This window comes from Streptomyces sp. P9(2023) (assembly GCF_032436795.1).
In the GTDB taxonomy this organism is placed as follows: Bacteria; Actinomycetota; Actinomycetes; order Streptomycetales; family Streptomycetaceae; genus Streptomyces.
The window spans coordinates 1-16697 of record NZ_JAUPWM010000050.1; the positions used below are offsets into that span (position 1 = coordinate 1).

19 protein-coding genes and 1 pseudogene are annotated in these 16697 nt (G+C 72.1%); 13 read left to right on the forward strand and 7 right to left on the reverse strand.

The window, feature by feature from the left end; genetic code table 11:
* Window positions 1-67: 67 nt before the first annotated feature.
* Window positions 68-202 (forward strand): annotated as a pseudogene (locus tag Q5762_RS40095) (DUF3099 domain-containing protein); the annotation flags it as partial.
* Window positions 203-301: 99 nt separating this feature from the next.
* Here Q5762_RS40095 and Q5762_RS34200 read toward each other — a convergent pair.
* Window positions 302-664 (reverse strand): DsrE family protein, encoded by a 363-nt coding sequence (locus tag Q5762_RS34200; RefSeq protein ID WP_315896202.1) that lies wholly within the window; start codon window positions 662-664, stop codon window positions 302-304.
* A gap of 134 nt (window positions 665-798) precedes the next feature.
* Here Q5762_RS34200 and Q5762_RS34205 point away from each other — a divergent pair, with 134 nt between their 5' ends.
* From Q5762_RS34205 to Q5762_RS34230, 6 genes are all read left to right on the forward strand, one after another.
* Window positions 799-1527 (forward strand): hypothetical protein, encoded by a 729-nt coding sequence (locus Q5762_RS34205; protein ID WP_315896203.1) that lies wholly within the window; start codon window positions 799-801, stop codon window positions 1525-1527.
* On the forward strand, window positions 1524-2339 hold the full coding sequence (locus tag Q5762_RS34210; RefSeq protein WP_315896204.1) for a hypothetical protein: 816 nt from the start codon (window positions 1524-1526) through the stop codon (window positions 2337-2339). The genes Q5762_RS34205 and Q5762_RS34210 overlap by 4 nt, the downstream gene beginning before the upstream one ends.
* Complete coding sequence (locus tag Q5762_RS34215) at window positions 2336-3199, forward strand: hypothetical protein (protein WP_315896205.1); 864 nt, start codon at window positions 2336-2338, stop codon at window positions 3197-3199. The genes Q5762_RS34210 and Q5762_RS34215 overlap by 4 nt, the downstream gene beginning before the upstream one ends.
* A 230-nt stretch (window positions 3200-3429) precedes the next feature.
* Window positions 3430-4002 carry an FABP family protein gene (locus Q5762_RS34220; protein ID WP_315896206.1) on the forward strand — a complete coding sequence of 191 codons (573 nt, stop codon included), beginning with the start codon at window positions 3430-3432 and terminating at the stop codon, window positions 4000-4002.
* A gap of 52 nt (window positions 4003-4054) precedes the next feature.
* Window positions 4055-4492 (forward strand): transcriptional repressor, encoded by a 438-nt coding sequence (locus Q5762_RS34225; RefSeq protein ID WP_315896207.1) that lies wholly within the window; start codon window positions 4055-4057, stop codon window positions 4490-4492.
* A gap of 10 nt (window positions 4493-4502) precedes the next feature.
* Entirely contained in the window at window positions 4503-5468 is a 966-nt protein-coding gene (locus Q5762_RS34230; protein WP_315896208.1) for a glycine cleavage T C-terminal barrel domain-containing protein, read from the forward strand.
* A 15-nt stretch (window positions 5469-5483) separates the two neighbouring features.
* Here Q5762_RS34230 and dtd read toward each other — a convergent pair whose 3' ends face one another.
* Window positions 5484-5909 carry a D-aminoacyl-tRNA deacylase gene (gene dtd / locus Q5762_RS34235; RefSeq protein ID WP_315896209.1) on the reverse strand — a complete coding sequence of 142 codons (426 nt, stop codon included), beginning with the start codon at window positions 5907-5909 and terminating at the stop codon, window positions 5484-5486.
* A gap of 126 nt (window positions 5910-6035) precedes the next feature.
* On the opposite strand from dtd, the gene Q5762_RS34240 reads away from it, so the two are divergent.
* The gene (locus tag Q5762_RS34240; RefSeq protein WP_315896210.1) at window positions 6036-6641 is read left to right on the forward strand and encodes an ABC transporter substrate-binding protein; all 606 of its coding nucleotides are present in this window, start codon (window positions 6036-6038) and stop codon (window positions 6639-6641) included.
* A gap of 97 nt (window positions 6642-6738) precedes the next feature.
* A complete protein-coding gene (locus Q5762_RS34245) occupies window positions 6739-7983 on the forward strand; it encodes a GNAT family N-acetyltransferase (RefSeq protein WP_315896211.1) in 1245 nt (414 codons plus the stop codon).
* A 17-nt stretch (window positions 7984-8000) separates the two neighbouring features.
* On the opposite strand, the gene Q5762_RS34250 is transcribed toward Q5762_RS34245, so the two are convergent.
* Both Q5762_RS34250 and Q5762_RS34255 read right to left on the reverse strand, forming a co-directional pair.
* A complete protein-coding gene (locus Q5762_RS34250; protein WP_315896212.1) occupies window positions 8001-8744 on the reverse strand; it encodes an ABC transporter permease in 744 nt (247 codons plus the stop codon).
* Complete coding sequence (locus tag Q5762_RS34255) at window positions 8737-9774, reverse strand: ATP-binding cassette domain-containing protein (protein ID WP_315896213.1); 1038 nt, start codon at window positions 9772-9774, stop codon at window positions 8737-8739. Before Q5762_RS34255 ends, Q5762_RS34250 begins: the two co-directional genes overlap by 8 nt.
* 112 nt (window positions 9775-9886) lie before the next feature.
* Here Q5762_RS34255 and Q5762_RS34260 point away from each other — a divergent pair, with 112 nt between their 5' ends.
* Window positions 9887-10654 (forward strand): TetR/AcrR family transcriptional regulator, encoded by a 768-nt coding sequence (locus Q5762_RS34260; RefSeq protein WP_315896214.1) that lies wholly within the window; start codon window positions 9887-9889, stop codon window positions 10652-10654.
* Window positions 10651-11268, forward strand: a complete 618-nt coding sequence (locus Q5762_RS34265) for a TetR family transcriptional regulator (protein WP_315896215.1) — start codon at window positions 10651-10653, stop codon at window positions 11266-11268. The genes Q5762_RS34260 and Q5762_RS34265 overlap by 4 nt, the downstream gene beginning before the upstream one ends.
* A gap of 17 nt (window positions 11269-11285) precedes the next feature.
* Here Q5762_RS34265 and Q5762_RS34270 read toward each other — a convergent pair whose 3' ends face one another.
* Window positions 11286-12122, reverse strand: a complete 837-nt coding sequence (locus Q5762_RS34270; RefSeq protein ID WP_315896216.1) for a hypothetical protein — start codon at window positions 12120-12122, stop codon at window positions 11286-11288.
* A gap of 69 nt (window positions 12123-12191) precedes the next feature.
* Entirely contained in the window at window positions 12192-12881 is a 690-nt protein-coding gene (locus Q5762_RS34275) for a hypothetical protein (RefSeq protein WP_315896217.1), read from the reverse strand.
* Window positions 12882-13045: 164 nt separating this feature from the next.
* On the opposite strand from Q5762_RS34275, the gene Q5762_RS34280 reads away from it, so the two are divergent.
* Both Q5762_RS34280 and Q5762_RS34285 read left to right on the forward strand, forming a co-directional pair.
* The gene (locus Q5762_RS34280; protein WP_315896218.1) at window positions 13046-15133 is read left to right on the forward strand and encodes an AAA family ATPase; all 2088 of its coding nucleotides are present in this window, start codon (window positions 13046-13048) and stop codon (window positions 15131-15133) included.
* A 61-nt stretch (window positions 15134-15194) separates the two neighbouring features.
* The gene (locus Q5762_RS34285) at window positions 15195-15809 is read left to right on the forward strand and encodes a GNAT family N-acetyltransferase (RefSeq protein WP_315896219.1); all 615 of its coding nucleotides are present in this window, start codon (window positions 15195-15197) and stop codon (window positions 15807-15809) included.
* Here Q5762_RS34285 and Q5762_RS34290 read toward each other — a convergent pair.
* Window positions 15724-16692 carry a LysR family transcriptional regulator gene (locus Q5762_RS34290; RefSeq protein ID WP_315896220.1) on the reverse strand — a complete coding sequence of 323 codons (969 nt, stop codon included), beginning with the start codon at window positions 16690-16692 and terminating at the stop codon, window positions 15724-15726. The genes Q5762_RS34285 and Q5762_RS34290 overlap by 86 nt on opposite strands.
* Window positions 16693-16697 lie beyond the last annotated feature (5 nt).

Consider the following 16697-nt stretch of genomic DNA (forward strand, 5'->3'; position numbering starts at 1 on the left):
CGAGCGGTGACCGGAGGCCCGGTCCGACGACTCGGCGGACGGAGTCCGGCGCAGCGGCTCGAAGCCTGTGAGGCCCCCTGGGGCCGTGCAGTGCGAGCGGCGCGTCGGGAGCTTGGCCCGCTGGTGGGACGACCCGTCCGGGGATCCGCAGTCGGACGAGTGGTGGGACGAGCTGGACGGGAAGAAGCGCCGCGAGCGGTGACCGGAGGCCCGGTCCGACGACTCGGCGGACGGAGTCCGGCGCAGCGGCTCGAAGCCTGTGAGGCCCCTGGGGCCGTGCAGTGCGAGCGGCGCGTCGAGATCAGTAGACGAGGGCCTGGGCTTCGTCCGTCATCGCTTCCTGGACGAAGACCTGGGCGCCGGCGATGCGGACACCGTCCAGGACGTCCTTCTCCGTGATCTCGCGGCGGGCCGCGCACTGGGTGCACAGGGTGATGCGGCCGGCCGCCAGGATCGAGTCGATCAGGTCCGGGAGCGGGGCCGCGTGCGGGAGGTCGAAATCGGCCGCGCGGCCCGGCAGCGCGAACCACGACGACTCGCCCGTCAGCCAGAGCGAGACCTCGACCCCGCTCGCCACCGCGACGGCCGCCACCGTGAAGGCCTGGGAGCAGCGTTCGGGGGCGTCGGCCCCGGCGGTCACCTTGATCACGAGCTTCTTCGCCATATACCGAACTGTAATGCGGTCCCGTGCAACCTCATGCACTACTCACGGGTCAGGGTTGTGCGCGGGTAACGGAATCCGCGCTTCAGGTCTCGTGGGGGGACCCTTTGGAAGCAAGCACAGAGGTCGACGCCGTCGTGCCCCGTCGGCGTCGCACCGGGCGGACGATCGGGCTGATCGCCGTCGCCGCCGTACTCGGCCTCGTCGGCGGTACCGCCGTGGGCTACGGCATCCAGGCCGAGCGCGAGCCGACTCCGCTGCCCGCCCTGAACCAGCCGGGCCTCGCCTACCCGAAGCCGCTGCCCAAGGGGCAGAAGCCCGTGGCGCTGCCCGCCTCCGAGGACCGCAAGGTCAAGACGGACGGCGACCTGCGCAAGCTGCTGCTGCCGCGGCCGGCGGGGGCGAAGAAGGCGGAGTTCGGCGGCTTCGACGGCTGGGTGTCGGTGCCCGACTACGCCACGGAATTCAATAATCCGGGTTACGCGCTGAACGAGCGGCTGAGTGAAGGCATCCGCCGCGTCGCCGCCACGGCCTGGCAGACGGGCAAGTACCGCACGACCGAGATCCGCCTGGTCCAGTTCCGCTCCAACGACGTCCTCGGCGCGCAGGATCATGCCGAGCGGCAGATGGACTACATGCCCGATGAGGACTTCGCCCGCTCCGAGGGCGAGGCGCTCAAGGGCTCCGCCAACGGGCGCTATTACGTCTTCCCGGTGCAACGGAAGGCGGGATACCTGGACATGTACGAGGCCCGGGCGTACTTCCACCGCGGCGACGTCATGGTCGCGATCTTCATCAACGACACCAAGAAGGTCTCCGCGAAGGACATCCGTTCGCTGGCCGAGAAGCAGCTGGGGCGCTTGTGAGTGAGGAACTGAACACCGCGACCGAGCCCGAGGCGGAGCCCAAGAAGCCTCGCCGTGCGCGCAAGCTGCTGACCGTCGTCCTGCCCGCCGTCCTCGTCCTCGGCGCGGTCGGTGGTGGCGTCACGTACACCGCCGTCACCGTCGACTCCGCCGACCGCAGCGCGGAGACCGTCGCCTGGGAGGGTCTTGAGACGTCCGCGGCCGACGAGGACCCCGCCGAACAGGGCCTGGGGCGCGGCAAGGCGTCGACGCCGCTGAGCAAGCTGCTCCTGCCCGTGCCCGACGGGTACGTGCTCGGCCCCGACGTCGAGTCGTACGGCAACGACGACGAGCTGAGCGAGCAGGAGGCCCGCGCGCTGCTGAAGCAGGAGGGCAAGGGGCTCTCCGGCAAGAAGCGCCGCGAGTACGAGAAGGACGTCGACAAGCTCGGGCTCAAGGGCGTCGCGGTCCGGTCCTTCGCCTCGAAGGACGACACCACGGTGGTGTACATCCGGATCTCGCAGATGAAGGACAAGAAGGGGCTCCGCACGGGGTTCGAGCTGTCCAAGAAGCTCTTCGACGCCTTCGACTTCCCCAAGGGGCCGAAGATCAGCGGCCACAAGAACTCCGCCTGCTACCTGCTTCCGCCGGACGAGGACGTGGACAAGGAGGACAAGGCCAAGCAGCTGGAGCAGATGACCTGCGTGGCGTACGACTCCGAGGTCTCGGTCACGGTCACCGTCGCCGGCTCCAAGCCGTTCCGCAAGAACGAGGTCGCCGACCTGGTCAAGAAGCAACTGGACCACATCAAGTCCCCGGGGGAGTACGTATGACGACCGAGCAGGTCGAGCAGGTCGAGCAGGTCGAGTCGGGCGGGCCGGTCGAGTCGGTCGAGCAGGCGGAAACCGCTCCCGCCCTCCCTCCCGTCCCCGCCAAGCCCTCCCGTAAGCCGCTCCTCTGGGCCGTCGCCCGCTGGACCGCCGCCGTGCTCGTGCTCGGCGGTGTCGGGGCCGGGACCGCGCTCGGGATCACCTCCATGGAGCGCACCGAGGTGCCGGGTCTCGCGACCGAGAGTGACGGGCGGTGGGCGTACCCGGAGATCAGCCTCCCCGCGCTCCCGGCCGACGCGCCGAGGCCCTTCACCGAGGGCAACACCGGCGAGATCCACTACGCCGACCTGCGCAAACTCCTGCTGCCCGCCCCGGCCGGGGCCACGCCCGACCCGAAGCTGAACGGCGGCTGGGTCGGCGTGGACCAGTTCCTGTCCCAGTACCGGAAGGACGACCGGATCGAGCTCTCCGAGCCGCTCGCCGAGTCCGCGCTGCGGCACATCGCCGCCCGGGGCTGGACCATGCCGGACGGCACGACCACCCGGATCCACCTGCTCCGGTTCAACTCGGTGGCCTTCGCGGAGGCCTTCAAGGACGACGCGCTGAAGGCCGGGGCCGTCGACGGCCCGCTGCTCGACGGCGTGGAAGGGGTTCAGGTCGACGGCGAGTTCCCCAGCGAGATCCGGGTGCCGTACACCGTCCCGTACGCCTTCGTGGAGCTGCCGCAGAACGCCGATCAGACCCGCTGGGCCTACCTCCAGGCCGGTGACACCCTGGCCGTGATCACCCAGACCCGTAAGGGCGAGGCGCTGGAGGTCCCGTTCCACCAGACCGTCGCCCTGCAGAACCAGCTCCTGGGCTGAGCACGGTCACGGACGTACCTCGCAGAGAGGGCCGGGTCCCCGCAGACTAAGCTGGGGTCCGGCCCGTTCTGCCTTCACGCTCATCCGAGGAGCACCCGTGATCATCTTCTTCGAAGTCCTCCTGGCCCTGGTCTGTGTCGCCGTGCTCGCGTTCACCGGTCTGGCCGTGAAGAAGCTGTACCAGGGCCAGCGCTAACCACCTCCACGTCTACGGAACGACAGAGCTGCTCATGATCGAGATCCCGTCCGACCTCAACCCGGACCTCGTCCCCCTCGCGTTCCTCCTCGGAACGTGGGAAGGCGCGGGCGTGGCCGACTTCCCCGGTGCGGAGAAGTGCAACTTCGGTCAGTCCGTGACCTTCAGCCACGACGGCCGTGACTTCATCGAGTACCACTCGCACTCCTGGGTCCTCGACAACGACGGCAACCAGGTCCGTCCGCTGGAGAGCGAGAGCGGCTACTGGCGGATCGACAAGGACCGCAAGGTCGAGACGGTCATGGTCCGCGACCAGGGCATCGTCGAGATCTGGTACGGCGAGCTGGCCGACAAGAAGCCGCAGATCGACCTGGTGACCGACGCCGTCGCCCGAACCGCGGCCTCCGGGCCCTACAGCGGTGGCAAGCGGCTCTACGGCTACGTCAAGGGCGACCTGATGTGGGTGGGCGAGAAGGCGACCCCCGAGGTCCCGCTCCGTCCGTACATGTCGGCGCACCTGAAGAAGGTCGTCACGCCCGAGGAGGTCGCCGACATGGCCCGCTCCCTCGGCGACCTGCCGGACGACGGCATCGCCTTCTTCAAGTAGGGCCTTCACGCAGAACCCTCGGGAATGCGCCACGCCCTCATACACTGGGGGCGTGGTGAGCACCGACTGGAAGAGCGACCTGCGGCAGCGTGGCTATCGGCTGACGCCCCAGCGCCAGCTTGTCCTGGAGGCGGTGGACACGCTGGAGCACGCGACGCCCGACGGCATCCTGGGCGAGGTCCGCAGGACGGCCTCCGGCGTGAACATCTCCACCGTGTACCGGACCCTGGAGCTCCTGGAGGAGCTCGGGCTCGTCTCGCACGCCCATCTCGGGCACGGCGCGCCGACGTACCACCTCGCAGACCGGCACCACCACCTGCACCTGGTCTGCCGGGACTGTACGGAGGTGATCGAGGCGGATGTCGAGATCGCCGCCGAGTTCACCGGGAAGCTGAAGGACACCTTCGGCTTCGACACGGACCTCAAGCACTTCGCGATCTTCGGCCGCTGCCGGGACTGTTCGAACAAGGACGCCGGTACGCAGTCGTAGGCTTTACGGCATGAAGAGCCCTCTGCTGTCCCTGCCCGGCGCCGTCCCCGCCGAAGGCCGCGACGAAGGCGTCGCCGCGCACTACGGTGATCTGTTCCGCGAGCAGCGCTCCCTCGCCGCGGGTGACGGTTTCGTCGACCTCTCGCACCGCGGGGTCGTCACGGTCACCGGCGACGACCGGCTGAGCTGGCTGCACCTGCTCCTCACCCAGCACGTCAGCGACCTGCCGGCCGGCGCGGCCACCGAGGCGCTGATCCTCTCCGCCAACGGTCACATCGAGCACGCGCTCTACCTCGTCGACGACGGCGAGACGGTCTGGGCGCACGTCGAGCCCGGTACGCAGGGCGAGCTCATCGCCTATCTGGAGTCGATGAAGTTCTTCTACCGGGTCGAGGTCGCCGACCGTACGGACGACTTCGCCGTCGTCCACCTCCCGGCCGGCTCCATCGCCGAGGTCCCGGTGGGTGTGGTCGTACGGGAGACCCCGCACGGCCGCGACCTGTTCCTGCCGCGCCCGGACCTGGAGGCCTTCGCGGGTACGCACGGGCCGGCCGCCGGGATCCTCGCGTACGAGGCGCTGCGGATCGAGGCGCACCGGCCGCGGCTCGGCTTCGAGACCGACCACCGGACCATCCCGCACGAGCTGGGCTGGATCGGCACGGCGGTGCACCTGCAGAAGGGCTGCTACCGCGGGCAGGAGACCGTCGCGCGCGTCCACAACCTGGGGAAGCCGCCGCGCCGACTCGTCTTCCTGCACCTGGACGGCAGCGAGGTCCACCTCCCGGGCCACGGCACCCCGATCCGGCTCGCCGCCGACGGTGCCGACGGGCGGCAGCTCGGCTTCATCACCACCTCCGGCCGCCACCACGAGCTGGGGCCGATCGCGCTCGCGATGGTGAAGCGGAACGTGCCGGTCGACGCGGAGCTGATGGCCGGCGAGACGGCCGCCGCGCAGGAGACCGTCGTCGAGCCGTAGCCGCTCCCCGGTCGCTCAGACCTCCACCAGCACCGTGAACGGGCCGTTGTTCGTGAGCGAGACGCGCATGCTCGCTCCGAACCGGCCCGTCTCCACGTGCGCGCCCAGCTCCCGCAGCCGCGCCACCACCTCGTCGACGAGCGGTTCGGCGACCGGGCCGGGCGCGGCGGCGTTCCAGGTGGGCCTACGGCCCTTGCGGGCGTCCCCGTAGAGGGTGAACTGAGAAATCACCAGCAAGGGCGCATTGATGTCCGAACAGGATTTCTCACCCTCAAGCATCCGGACCGACCACAGCTTCCGGGCGAGCTGCGCCGCTTTCTCCGGAGTGTCCTCGTGGGTCACTCCCACCAGCACACACAGCCCTTCGCCGACGATCTCGCCGACCGTCTCGCCTGCGACGACGACGCTCGCGCCGTCCACTCTCTGCACCACTGCACGCATACAGTCCAACCTACCGACCGGCGCATAGGGGCCGAACGGGTGCAGAGCGCCTGCACATGCACGTGCGGGAGTGGCACCATGCCTGTCAGGCGGTGCGGCTCCGCACCGGTCGAGGGGACGATTCACATGAATGCACCTGGCGCCGGGCAGACGCCGGCCCGATTCGGTTCCGGAGTGGGCGTACGTCCGCCCGTGCAGCGGACGGCCGAGCCCGCGCTGCCGGCGCGGTCCTCCCAGCCGGACATGCCGGCGCTGCGGCTGCCGGAGCTGCGCGCGCTGCGCCGTGACGCGCAGGGCGACGAGGCGGATCTCAGCTACGTACGGCGGATGCTGCAGGGCCGTATCGACATCCTGCGGGCCGAGCTGGCCCGTCGTACGGATCCGGCGTCCCGGCTTACGGATCCGGAGTCGCCGGTCCTGGACCGGCTGTCGGAGATCCTCGCGGACGCGCCGTCGCGGCGGGGTTCGTCGGCGCGGCACGTGACGCTGTCGACGCCGCGGAGCGAGGAGTACCGGCGGCTGGCGTCGGAGATGCTCTCGGAGGTCGAGCTGTCCGACCTCGGGGCGCGTACGGACGACGAGCTGCACACGGCGATGGGCCGGCTGGCCGGGTACGAGCAGCAGGTCTCGCGGCGCCGGCAGGAGCTCCAGCGGACGGCCGACGACTGCAGCGCGGAGATCGCCCGCCGCTACCGCGAGGGCGAGGCCCAGGTGGACGACCTGCTGGCGTGAGCGGTCACCCCACGGCCGCCCCGCACCCCGGTAAGACCCGCCCGCCCCCGTGAAACTCGGGTGCGGGCGGTCGGGTACACGCCATAGCCTCGGGCGTATGAGTCTTGAGGTGCGCCCGGTGGCGGAGTCCGAGTTCGGCGATTGGGTGCGTGCGCTCAAGACCGGGTTCCTCCGGCCACCCGTCGTCACCGACGAGGAGATCCAGGGGCGGCTGCCGCACGTCGACCTGGACCGGACGCTCGGGGTCTTCGACCGGGGCCGGATCGTCGCGACCTTCCGTACCTTCACGCAGGAGCTGTCCACCGTCGGCGGCGGCTCGCTCGGCGCCGACGCCGTCAGCCAGGTGACCGTCTCGCCGTCGCACCGCAGGCGCGGGGTGCTCAGCCGGGTGATGGCGGCGGACCTCGCCACCGCGAAGGAGCGGGGCGACGCGGTCGCCACGCTCATCGCCGCCGAGTATCCGATCTACGGGCGGTACGGCTTCGGCCCGGCGGCCTGGACCACCGAGTGGTCCGTCGACGTGACGCGCGCCGGGCTCGACCCGCGCCGCACCGGACAGCCCGAGGACGGCGGCACGATCGAGCTCTCCGACGCCGCCGAGATCCGCAAGATAGGCCCCGAGGTGCACCGCCGCACGGCCCGTGTCCGGGCCGGCGTCCCGAACCGCGACGCCCGCGGCTGGGACCGCGGCACCGGCCTCGGCTTCCAGGTCGAGCCGTGGACCGAGCCGTTCTACGCGGTCTACCGTTCCGCGTCCGGCGCGGTCGAGGGCTACGCCGCCTACCGCGTCGACGATAAGTGGGACGACACCAAGCAGCCGGTCAACACGGCCACCGTCCACGATCTGATCGCCTGCACCCCGGCCGCCGAGCGCGCGCTGTGGCGGTACCTGTGCTCCGTCGACTGGGTGACGACGGTCCGCTCCGGTTACCGCGCCCCCGACGACGTGCTCCCCCTCCTGCTGCCCGACCCGCGCGCGGCCAGGGTCGTCACCCACTCCGACTGGCTGTGGGTCAGGGTCCTGGACGTCGCCAAGGTCCTGGAGGGGCGTACGTACGCGGGTTCCGGCAGCCTCGTCCTGGAGCTGCGGGACGAGGCCGGTCTGGCCGGCGGGCGCTACCGGCTCGACGCCTCGCCGGAGGGCGCGGAGGTGTCCCGTACCACCGAGGACGCCGATCTCGCCCTCGACATCGCCGAGTTGGGCACGCTCTCGCTCGGTGACGAGTCCGTCGTACGACTGGGTGAGCTGGGCCGGGTCGAGGAGCTCACGGCGGGCGCGGCCGCCCGCGCGGACGTGCTGCTGCGGGCCTCGCGCCGCCCGTGGTGCCCCGACATGTTCTGATCCGCCCCCGCTGCCGGTCACTTCGTACGGAGGCGGAACAGCGTCCCGGACGCGGCGACGGCCACCGTGAGGATCCCGGCGCACCACGCCAGCGCGATCCAGGGGGTGTTGCCCACCGGCTGGTCGAGCAGCAGTCCGCGCATGGACTCGATGAGCGGGGTGACGGGCTGGTGCTCGGCGAAGCCGTGCAGCCAGCTCGGCATGGTCTCGATCGGGACGAACGCGCTGCTCGGGTAGGGCAGGAACATCATGAAGAAGGTGACCCCGCCCGCCGCCTCCGGGGTGCGGGTGAGCAGCCCGAGCGCCGCCGCGAACCAGGAGATCGCGGTGATGAACGCGACGAGCAGCCCGAGCGCGGCGAGCCAGCCGAGCGGGGTCGCGGTGGGCCGGAAGCCGATGACGAAGGCCACGCCGAGGACGAGCACGGTGGCGACGAGGTTGCGGGCGACGCTGGCGCCGACATGGCCGGCGAGGATCGGCGTACCGCCGATGTCGAGCGAGCGGAACCGGTCGATGATCCCGCCCTTCATGTCCTCGCTGACGCCGACGGCGGTGCCGGCGGAGCCGAAGCCGGAGCAGAGGATGAGGACGCCGGGGACGACGTACGTCACGTAGCGCGTGCCGGTGTCGATGGCTCCGCCGAAGAAGTAGACGAAGACCAGCATCAGCATGATCGGCAGCAGCATCGAAGTGATGACGGCGTCGAGGTTGCGGCGGCTGAGGCGGAGCCCGCGGCCGGTCATGGTGAGCGCGTCAGACATGGGTGGACTCCGTCTCGGTGGGCTGGGCGGTGGGCTGCTGCTCCGACGGCTGCTGCTCGGTGAGCCGCTTCTCCGTGAGCGTGAGGAAGACGTCGTCGAGGGTCGCGGTGCGCAGGGCGAAGCGGACGACGTCGGTGCGGCGGGGGTCGAGTTCGTCGAGGAGGGCCCGGACCTGGGTGGCGCTGCCGTCGGTGGCGATGCCGAGGGTGAGGGTCTCGGGCTCGTGGTGGACGGCCCGGTCCGCGAGCCTGAGGTAGGCGTCCCGGTCGCGCAGGACGAGGTCGAGGCGGTGGTCGGCGTACCGGGCCTTGAGTGCCTGCGCGGTGCCCTCGGCGACGACGCGGCCCGCGTCCATGACGGCGATGCGGTCGGCGAGTCGGTCGGCCTCCTCCAGGTACTGGGTGGTGAGGAAGACCGTCGTACCGCTGTCGGAGAGGGCGCGGACGATCTCCCACAGCTCCCTGCGGCTGCGCGGGTCGAGGCCGGTGGTCGGCTCGTCGAGGAAGATCACCGAGGTCTCGCCGGGGTCGCGGACCAGGCCGGCGGCGAGGTCGAGGCGGCGGCGCATGCCTCCCGAGTACGTCTTGGCGAGGCGCCGGCCGGCGTCGGCGAGGTCGAAGCGCTCCAGGAGTTCGGCGGCGCGCCGCTCGGCGGCCGGGCGGGAGAGCCCGGAGAGCCGGGCCATCATCCGCAGGTTCTCGGCGCCGGTCTGCATCTCGTCGACGGCGGCGAACTGTCCGGTGAGGCTGATGGCCCGGCGCACCCGGGACCGCTCGGCGGCGATGTCGTACCCGGCCACGCGTGCGTGCCCGGCGTCGGGTGCGGTGAGGGTGGCCAGGATGCGGACGGTGGTGGTCTTGCCGGCGCCGTTGGGGCCGAGGAGGGCGAAGACGGTGCCCTGCTCGACGCGGAGGTCGAGGGAGTCGAGGACGGGGACGGTGCCGTAGGCCTTGCGCAGGCCGGTGGCTTCGATGGCCGGAGACGTGGTTGCTGCTGACGTGATGCCCGGTGACGTGGTGGCCGGAGGCATGGCTGTGCTCCTTGGAGGACTCGTATCCCGCGTACTGCGTATGCCCTACGCGTTACTGTGTAAGGGTTACGCATTACTAGGATGGTCGTCAAGCGTCGAAGGGTGAAATGCGATGGCGGACGACAAGAACGAGGGCGGCGGGAGCTTCCTGCCCGCGAGCGTCGAGGCCGCCTGGGGGCTGCGCGAGCGCCCCTCCAAGGGCCCCAAGCCCGGCCTCACCCTCGACCGGATCGTGGCGACGGCCGTGGCCATCGCCTCGGCGGAGGGCCTCGACGCGCTCTCCATGGGGCGCATCGCCAAGGAGCTCGGCGTCTCGCCCATGTCCCTCTACCGCTACGTCGGCGCGAAGAGCGAGCTGTACGTCCTGATGCAGGACGTCGCCACCGGCCCGCCGCCCGCCCCGCTGCCGCCCGGCACCGGCTGGCGCGAGGGGGTCGAGCACTGGGCCTGGGGGCTGCGGGACGTCTACCACCGCAACCTCTGGATGCTCCGCATGCCGCTCGCAGGACCGCCCGCGACGCCGAACACGGTCGCCTGGTGGGAGCGGGTCATGGTCGCCCTGTCGGACACCGGCCTCGACGAGGGGACCAAGGTCTCGGTGGTCATGCTGGTCGCCGGCTTCATCCGTAACGAGGCGCTGATGATGGCCGACATCGGGGCCGTCATCGGCGCGAGCGGCGAGAGCCCCGAGGAGGTGCTCTCCCGTTACGGTCACACCCTGCGGCGCCTCGCCGACCCCGAGCGCTACCCGGCGGTGGCGCGGATGCTGGACTCCGGGGTGATGGAGCAGGCGGACGAGCCGGATTTTGAATTCCGCTTCGGTCTCGCGCGGATCCTGGACGGGGTCGCGCCGCTGGTGGAGGGGGCGGGGTCGAAGTGAGCGGGCTGCGCGAACGGAAGAAGGAACAGACCCGGCGGGCGCTGTCGGACGCCGCCATCGCGCTCTTCCTGAAGAAGGGCTTCGACGCCGTCTCGGTCGCGGAGATCGCGGACGCGGCGGACGTCTCCAAGCCGACGCTCTTCCGGTACTTCCCCGCCAAGGAGGACCTGGCCCTCCACCGGTTCGCCGACCACGAGGACGAGGCGGCGCGCGTGGTCGCGGGCCGACCGGCGGACCTCTCGCCGCTCGACGCCCTGCGGGCCCACGTCCTCGACGGCCTGGAGCGCCGCGACCCGGTCACCGGGCTCTGCGACCACCCGGCGGTCCTCGCCTTCCAGCGGCTGCTGTACGGCACGCCTGCGCTGGTCGCCCGGATGTACGCGTACCAGAGCAGGTCGGCGGCGGCCCTCGCGGAGAGCCTGGGGGACGAGCCGGGAGCTGACGCGCTGGGTGCGCGGGTCGCGGCCGGGCAGATCGTCGCCGTCCTGCGGATCCTGGCGGAGGAGAACGTACGCCGGATCGACGCGGGGGAGAGCGCGGACGCGCTCCATGGGGAGGCGGTGGAGGCGGCCGAGCGCGCGTTCGCGGGGCTGCGGGACGGGTTGCCGTACTAAGGCCTGTCCGGCGGACCCTACGGGCGCTCGGAGAACTGCAGCACGCCGCCGACGGCGAAGCACACCGCTCCCGTGAGGGTGCCCCAGTTGGCGATGTCGACGTTCACCAGGGCTCCGGTCGCGGGCCGCGTGAAGGCGGCCAGCGCGGACACCATGAAGAGGAGCGATCCGAGCTGGTTGACCGCGACGATCCACCAGGCGAGCTCGTGCGCGCGCAGCCGCGGCCGGCCGTGGCAGACCTCGACCAGCGCGAGGTGCCCCGAGACCAGGAACAGGACGCACCCGACCACGTCGGGCGCCCAGATGAGCCTGTTCACCTGGTGCACCGAGAGTCCCTGCAACAGGGAGCTCAGCAGGTTGATGCCGAACACGAGCGTTCCGGCGAACAGCAGGAACGTGCTGAGCCAGTCGATCCGGGCGGGTTCGTAGCTCCACCATCGCCAGCGGTGCGAGGCCAGCTTCCCGGCCTCGCTGTCCCGGCGGGGTGTGTTGACGGTCTGGAGCAGTGAGGCGTACCCACCGGTGTTGAAGAACAGGCCGCCGGCGAAGTAGATCCAGGCGCTCGTCACGTCGCCGGGGCCGAACTGGGCCAGCCCGGCTCCGACGGCGAAGAGCGTGCCGCCGACGGTGAACGCGCTCGCGGCGACGGCGTTCAGCCGGCGCATGCGGGCGACCGAGACGCTGTCCGCCCGTCGGGATCGGGACTCCCGCTCGCCCTCGGCGCGTACGGTCAACAGGCCGCGCTTGCGCGCCTGGCGCGACTCCCAGACCGCGGTGCCGCCGTCCACGAGTCGCCAGGTGAGCCGCGTCGTGAACGGCCCCGCTCCTTCGGCGTGCTCCTTCGGTCCGACCACCCGCCGACTGTATCCCTCCGGCGGCGAAAGGTCTCTTGCGTGCTGGTTCGGGCGCCGGCATGTCCGCCGCTACGCCAGCACGTTGACGGCCCGGGCGACCACGAGGCCGAGGATGAGCAGGGATACGAGGGACTGGATCGCCATGGCGATCTTGGCCCAGGGTGCCAGCGGCATGACATCGGTGGGGCTGAAGGCGGTGGCGTTGGTGAGCCCGAGGTAGAGGTAGTCGACGAAGCGGGGGCGCCAGCCGGCCGGGCTGAGCTCCGGGTCGAGCTGCTGGGGGAAGGCGAGCGCCGGGGCGGCGGGCATGCCGTGGGCGCGGGCGGCCGCCCCGCCGCCGTCGAGTTCGAAGTACAGCAGGGAGAAGGCCAGGACGGTGCCGGCCCAGACGGTGCCTCCGGTCTGGAGCAGGCTTGTCGCGGAGGCGGTCGCCTTCCCGCCGTGGAGGATGTCGTCGACCAGTTGGACGGTCGACCAGACGGCGCTCAGCGCGAGGACGCCGACGAGGGCGATCGACACGGCGCGCAGTGCGGTGGAGCGGCGGTCGATCCGGCCCGGGTCGCCCGCGATCAGCGTCAGCAGGAGCAGCCCTTCGACGGAAGGGAGCACCCATTTGGGTGCCAGGCGCAGGTCGTCGGGGAGGAGCAGGGTCAGCACCATGGCGGTGACGACGGCGGCGGCCATCGGCCAGCGGGCCTCGCCGAGGGGCGCGTTCCCCGGCGGTGCACCGGACGGGCGGGGAGTGTGGTGTCGGCTCACGTCGGTGGCCCCCTGTCGGTGTCTCGGGCCGGTCGGCGAGCCGTTCCCGTGGCCCACTCCACTACGCCTCGGCGGGGCGCGCAGCGCCCGGGACCCGTCCGGGGGACTCATGGTGGCCTGGTGAAGAATGTTACTCAGTAACGTTATTCGTCTACCCTGGACGCATGCCGTCCTTCGACCCCGCCCTCGACCCCGACCCCGGTCATCTTGATCCCGCCCTCGACCCCGCCCTCGACCCCGCCCTCGGCCCCGCCCTCGATCTCGAACTCCTCCGCGAACGCGCCCACCACGACGAGTGCCGCGCCGCCCTGGCCCGGATGGCCGAGGACGTCGCCGACCAGGTCGTCATCGGCGAGGACGTCGCCGCCTCCGGGGCCGACGCCGAGGTGCTCGGGTACCACCTGCGCAGCCGCGCCAAGGAGTTCGGCGACCAGCCGCCCGGCCCGCTCTTCTTCGGCCGCCTCGACCTCGACGACGGCCAGGCGCATCACATCGGCCGCCGCCGGATCGCCGAGCACCCGGCCGCCCCGCCCCTCGTCGTGGACTGGCGCGCGCCCGTCTCCCGCGCGTACTACCAGGCCGGCGCGCACGACCCGCAGGGCGTGATCCGGCGGCGCCGGTTCGGCTGGGCTCCGTACAGCCGCGGCGCCACGGCCGATCTGACCGGCCTGGAGGACGAGCGCCTCGCGGCGGGCGAGGGCGTGGCGGGAGAGGGGACGGGCGAGGAGGCGGTCAGCGCGATCGTCGCCGGGGAGATCGAGCGCCCGCGTGTCGGCCCGATGCGGGACATCGCCGCCACCATCCAGCCCGAGCAGGACGACCTCGTACGGTCCGGGCCCGGCACCTCCGTGTGCGTGCAGGGCGCCCCCGGCACCGGCAAGACAGCCGTGGGCCTGCACCGGGCCGCGTACCTCCTCTACACCCACCCGCAGCGCGTCCGCCGCTCCGGCCTCCTCGTCCTCGGCCCCAACCGCACCTTCCTGTCGTACATCTCCGAGGTCCTGCCCGCGCTAGGCGAGACCGGGATCCGGCAGTCGACCCTCGACGAGGAGATCGCCCGGCACGAGGTGCGGGCGGTGGACGGCGAGGCGGCGGCGCGGGTCAAGCACGACGTGCGGATGGCGGAGGTCCTGCGGCGGGCGCTCTACGCGCGCGTGGCCCTGCCGGAAGGGGAGTTGGCGGTCGAGGACGGCGCGTACCGGCTGCGGCTGCGCGTGCCGGAGGCGGAGCTCGCCGAGATCGTCGCGGCCGTACGGGAGGAGGCGCCGCCGTACGCGGTCGGCCGCGAGCGCGTGCGCGCCCGGGTCGTCCGCGCCCTCCAGCTCCGGGCGGAACGGCGGGCCGGACCCCTGGGCAACACCTGGGTGCGCCGGATCGAACGCGCCCGGCCCGTCTCGGCGTTCGTGGACGCCTGCTGGCCGCGTACGAGCCCCGAGGAGGTGCTCGCGGCCGTCCTCACGGAACCGGACGACCCGCTGCTCGACACGTCGGAACGGAGCGCGATCCGGTGGGCGAAACCGCCCCGCTCCTTCCGTTCGGCGAAGTGGAGCGCGGCCGACCTCGTGCTGCTCGACGAGCTGGCCGGGCTGATCGAACGCCCCGAGAGCTACGGCCATGTCGTCGTGGACGAGGCCCAGGACCTGTCACCGATGGAGTGCCGGGCCATCGCCCGCCGCGCCGACTTCGGCGCCCTCACCGTCCTCGGCGACCTGGCCCAGGGGACCACCCCGTGGGCGGCGCGCGACTGGCGCGGGCAACTGGCCCACCTGGGAAAGCCGGACGCCGAGATCGTGCCGCTGACCACCGGTTACCGGGTCCCGGCGGCGATCGTGGACCTCGCCAACCGGCTCCTGCCCGAGCTGGGCACGGACGTTCCGGCGGGCATCTCGCTGCGCCGGGACGGGGAGGTGCGCGTCGGCCGGTCCGAGGACGTGGTGGACGGCGTCGCCGCCGCCGTCCGGGCGGCGCTGGGGCGGGAGGGCTCGGTCGGGGTGATCGCGGCCGAGGAGCACGTCGGACCGCTGGCACGGGCGTTGGCCGGGTACGGGGAGCGGCTGACCGTGCTGCCCGCGACGATGGCCAAGGGTCTGGAGTACGACCATGTCGTCGTCGCCGAGCCCGCCGCGATCGTGGCGGCCGAGCCACGCGGCCTGCACCGGCTGTACGTCGTCCTGACCAGGGCCGTCTCGCGCCTCGACGTCGTCCACAGCGAGCCGCTGCCCGCCTGCCTGACGAACGCTCGGCGCGCCTGACGGACGACGGCTTTCGAGCGAACCCGACCCCGCCCGAGCACCAAGATCATCCAGGTGCAGAATGACCCGTATGTCGATGACGAACACCCCGCAGACGGCAACGATCGACGACGCACCCCTGGTCGGTCGCACCCTGACCCGCGCCTTCGACGACGACCCGATGATGCGCTGGTTCTTCCCCGACGACGCCTCGCGCGAGGCCTCGCTCGGCCGCTACTTCACGACGCTCTTCACCCGGCAGTACGTCCACCACGCGGTGTGCGAGCGCACCGCGTCGGCGGTCGCCTTCTGGGTGCCGCCGGAGGCCGCGGCCAAGGCCGTTCCCGACGCCGACACGATCGAGGAGCTCACGAGCATCCTGGGCGACCGGGCGCCGGTCTTCGGTGCCGCCGTCGAGGAGGCCGGGAAGCACACGCCCCAGAAGCCGCACTGGTACCTCGCGCTGGTCGGCGCCGATCCCGCCGCCCAGGGCCAGGGCCACGGGGCCGCCCTCCTCCGCTCGGGCCTCGCGAAGGCCGACGCGGCGGGGCTGCCGGCCTACCTGGAGTCCTCCAAGCCGGACAACCTGCCCTTCTACCAGCACTTCGGCTTCACGGTGCGCGCGGAGCTGGCGCTTCCGGGCGGCGGTCCGGTGCTGTGGGGGATGTGGCGCGAGCCGCGCCCGACCGCTTCTTGACCCCGGCCGATCCCCAGGCCTCCTGAAGCGCCGTCAGGAGGCCCCGTACGGCCGGCAGGGCGAGCGAGGACTCCCGTACCGCCGCGTGGATCGAACGGACCGGCTCCGGGGACCGGAGCCGGCGGACGACCACGTTCGGGTGGCGACTGCCCAGGCCCATCAGCGGGACCAGGCTGATGCCGAGGCCCGCCGCGACGAAGCCCTGGGCGGTCGCGTACTCCTCGCACTCCACCGCGATGTCCGGCGAGAACCCGGCCGCCGCGCACGCCTCCAGAACGGCGTCGAGGCAGGGGCCGGGGCGCTCGCTGCCCACCCACGGCTCGTCGGCGAGTTCGGCCAGGTCGACGAGCCGGCGGTCGGCGAACCGGTGGCCCTTGGGGAGGACGGCGCGGTACGGGTCGTCGGCGAGGTGGACCAGGCGGAGGCCGTCCTCGGCCCGTGTGCCCCGGGGCCGTACGACCAGGGTGACGTCCGCCTCCGGGTCGGGCCGCGCGCCTTCGGCGATCCTCAAGTCCACCCGTACGGCCGGGTGTTCGGCGCGGAAGCGGGCCAGGGCAGGGGCGACGAGATCGGCGCCCGCCGTGGCGAAGTACCGCACGGACACCTGGCCGGTGCGCCCGGCCCGCAGATCGGCGAGGGCGGTCTCGGCCTCGGCGACCTGCCGTCCGATCAGGGCCGCGTGCTCCGTGAGCAGCAGCCCGGCGGCGGTGGGCCGGACACCCCTGCCGAACCGTTCGAGCAGCGCGATGCCGGCCTCCTTCTCCAGGACGGCGATCTGCTGGCTCACGGCGGAGGGGGTGTAGCCGAGGTTCGCGGCGGCGGCGGTGACGGAGCCGCTGGTGACGACGGCCCGGAGCACCTGCATGCGTCTGACATCCAGCATGTAGC

Coding starts and splice junctions, on each gene's coding strand:
- Q5762_RS34200 (WP_315896202.1), bottom strand. CDS start 664: ATGGCGAAGAAGCTCGTGATCAAGGTGACCGCCGGGGCCGACGCCCCC.
- Q5762_RS34215 (WP_315896205.1), top strand. CDS start 2,336: ATGACGACCGAGCAGGTCGAGCAGGTCGAGCAGGTCGAGTCGGGCGGG.
- Q5762_RS34220 (WP_315896206.1), top strand. CDS start 3,430: ATGATCGAGATCCCGTCCGACCTCAACCCGGACCTCGTCCCCCTCGCG.
- Q5762_RS34230 (WP_315896208.1), top strand. CDS start 4,503: ATGAAGAGCCCTCTGCTGTCCCTGCCCGGCGCCGTCCCCGCCGAAGGC.
- dtd (WP_315896209.1), bottom strand. CDS start 5,909: ATGCGTGCAGTGGTGCAGAGAGTGGACGGCGCGAGCGTCGTCGTCGCA.
- Q5762_RS34240 (WP_315896210.1), top strand. CDS start 6,036: ATGAATGCACCTGGCGCCGGGCAGACGCCGGCCCGATTCGGTTCCGGA.
- Q5762_RS34245 (WP_315896211.1), top strand. CDS start 6,739: ATGAGTCTTGAGGTGCGCCCGGTGGCGGAGTCCGAGTTCGGCGATTGG.
- Q5762_RS34250 (WP_315896212.1), bottom strand. CDS start 8,744: ATGTCTGACGCGCTCACCATGACCGGCCGCGGGCTCCGCCTCAGCCGC.
- Q5762_RS34255 (WP_315896213.1), bottom strand. CDS start 9,774: ATGCCTCCGGCCACCACGTCACCGGGCATCACGTCAGCAGCAACCACG.
- Q5762_RS34260 (WP_315896214.1), top strand. CDS start 9,887: ATGGCGGACGACAAGAACGAGGGCGGCGGGAGCTTCCTGCCCGCGAGC.
- Q5762_RS34280 (WP_315896218.1), top strand. CDS start 13,046: ATGCCGTCCTTCGACCCCGCCCTCGACCCCGACCCCGGTCATCTTGAT.
- Q5762_RS34285 (WP_315896219.1), top strand. CDS start 15,195: ATGACCCGTATGTCGATGACGAACACCCCGCAGACGGCAACGATCGAC.
- Q5762_RS34290 (WP_315896220.1), bottom strand. CDS start 16,692: ATGCTGGATGTCAGACGCATGCAGGTGCTCCGGGCCGTCGTCACCAGC.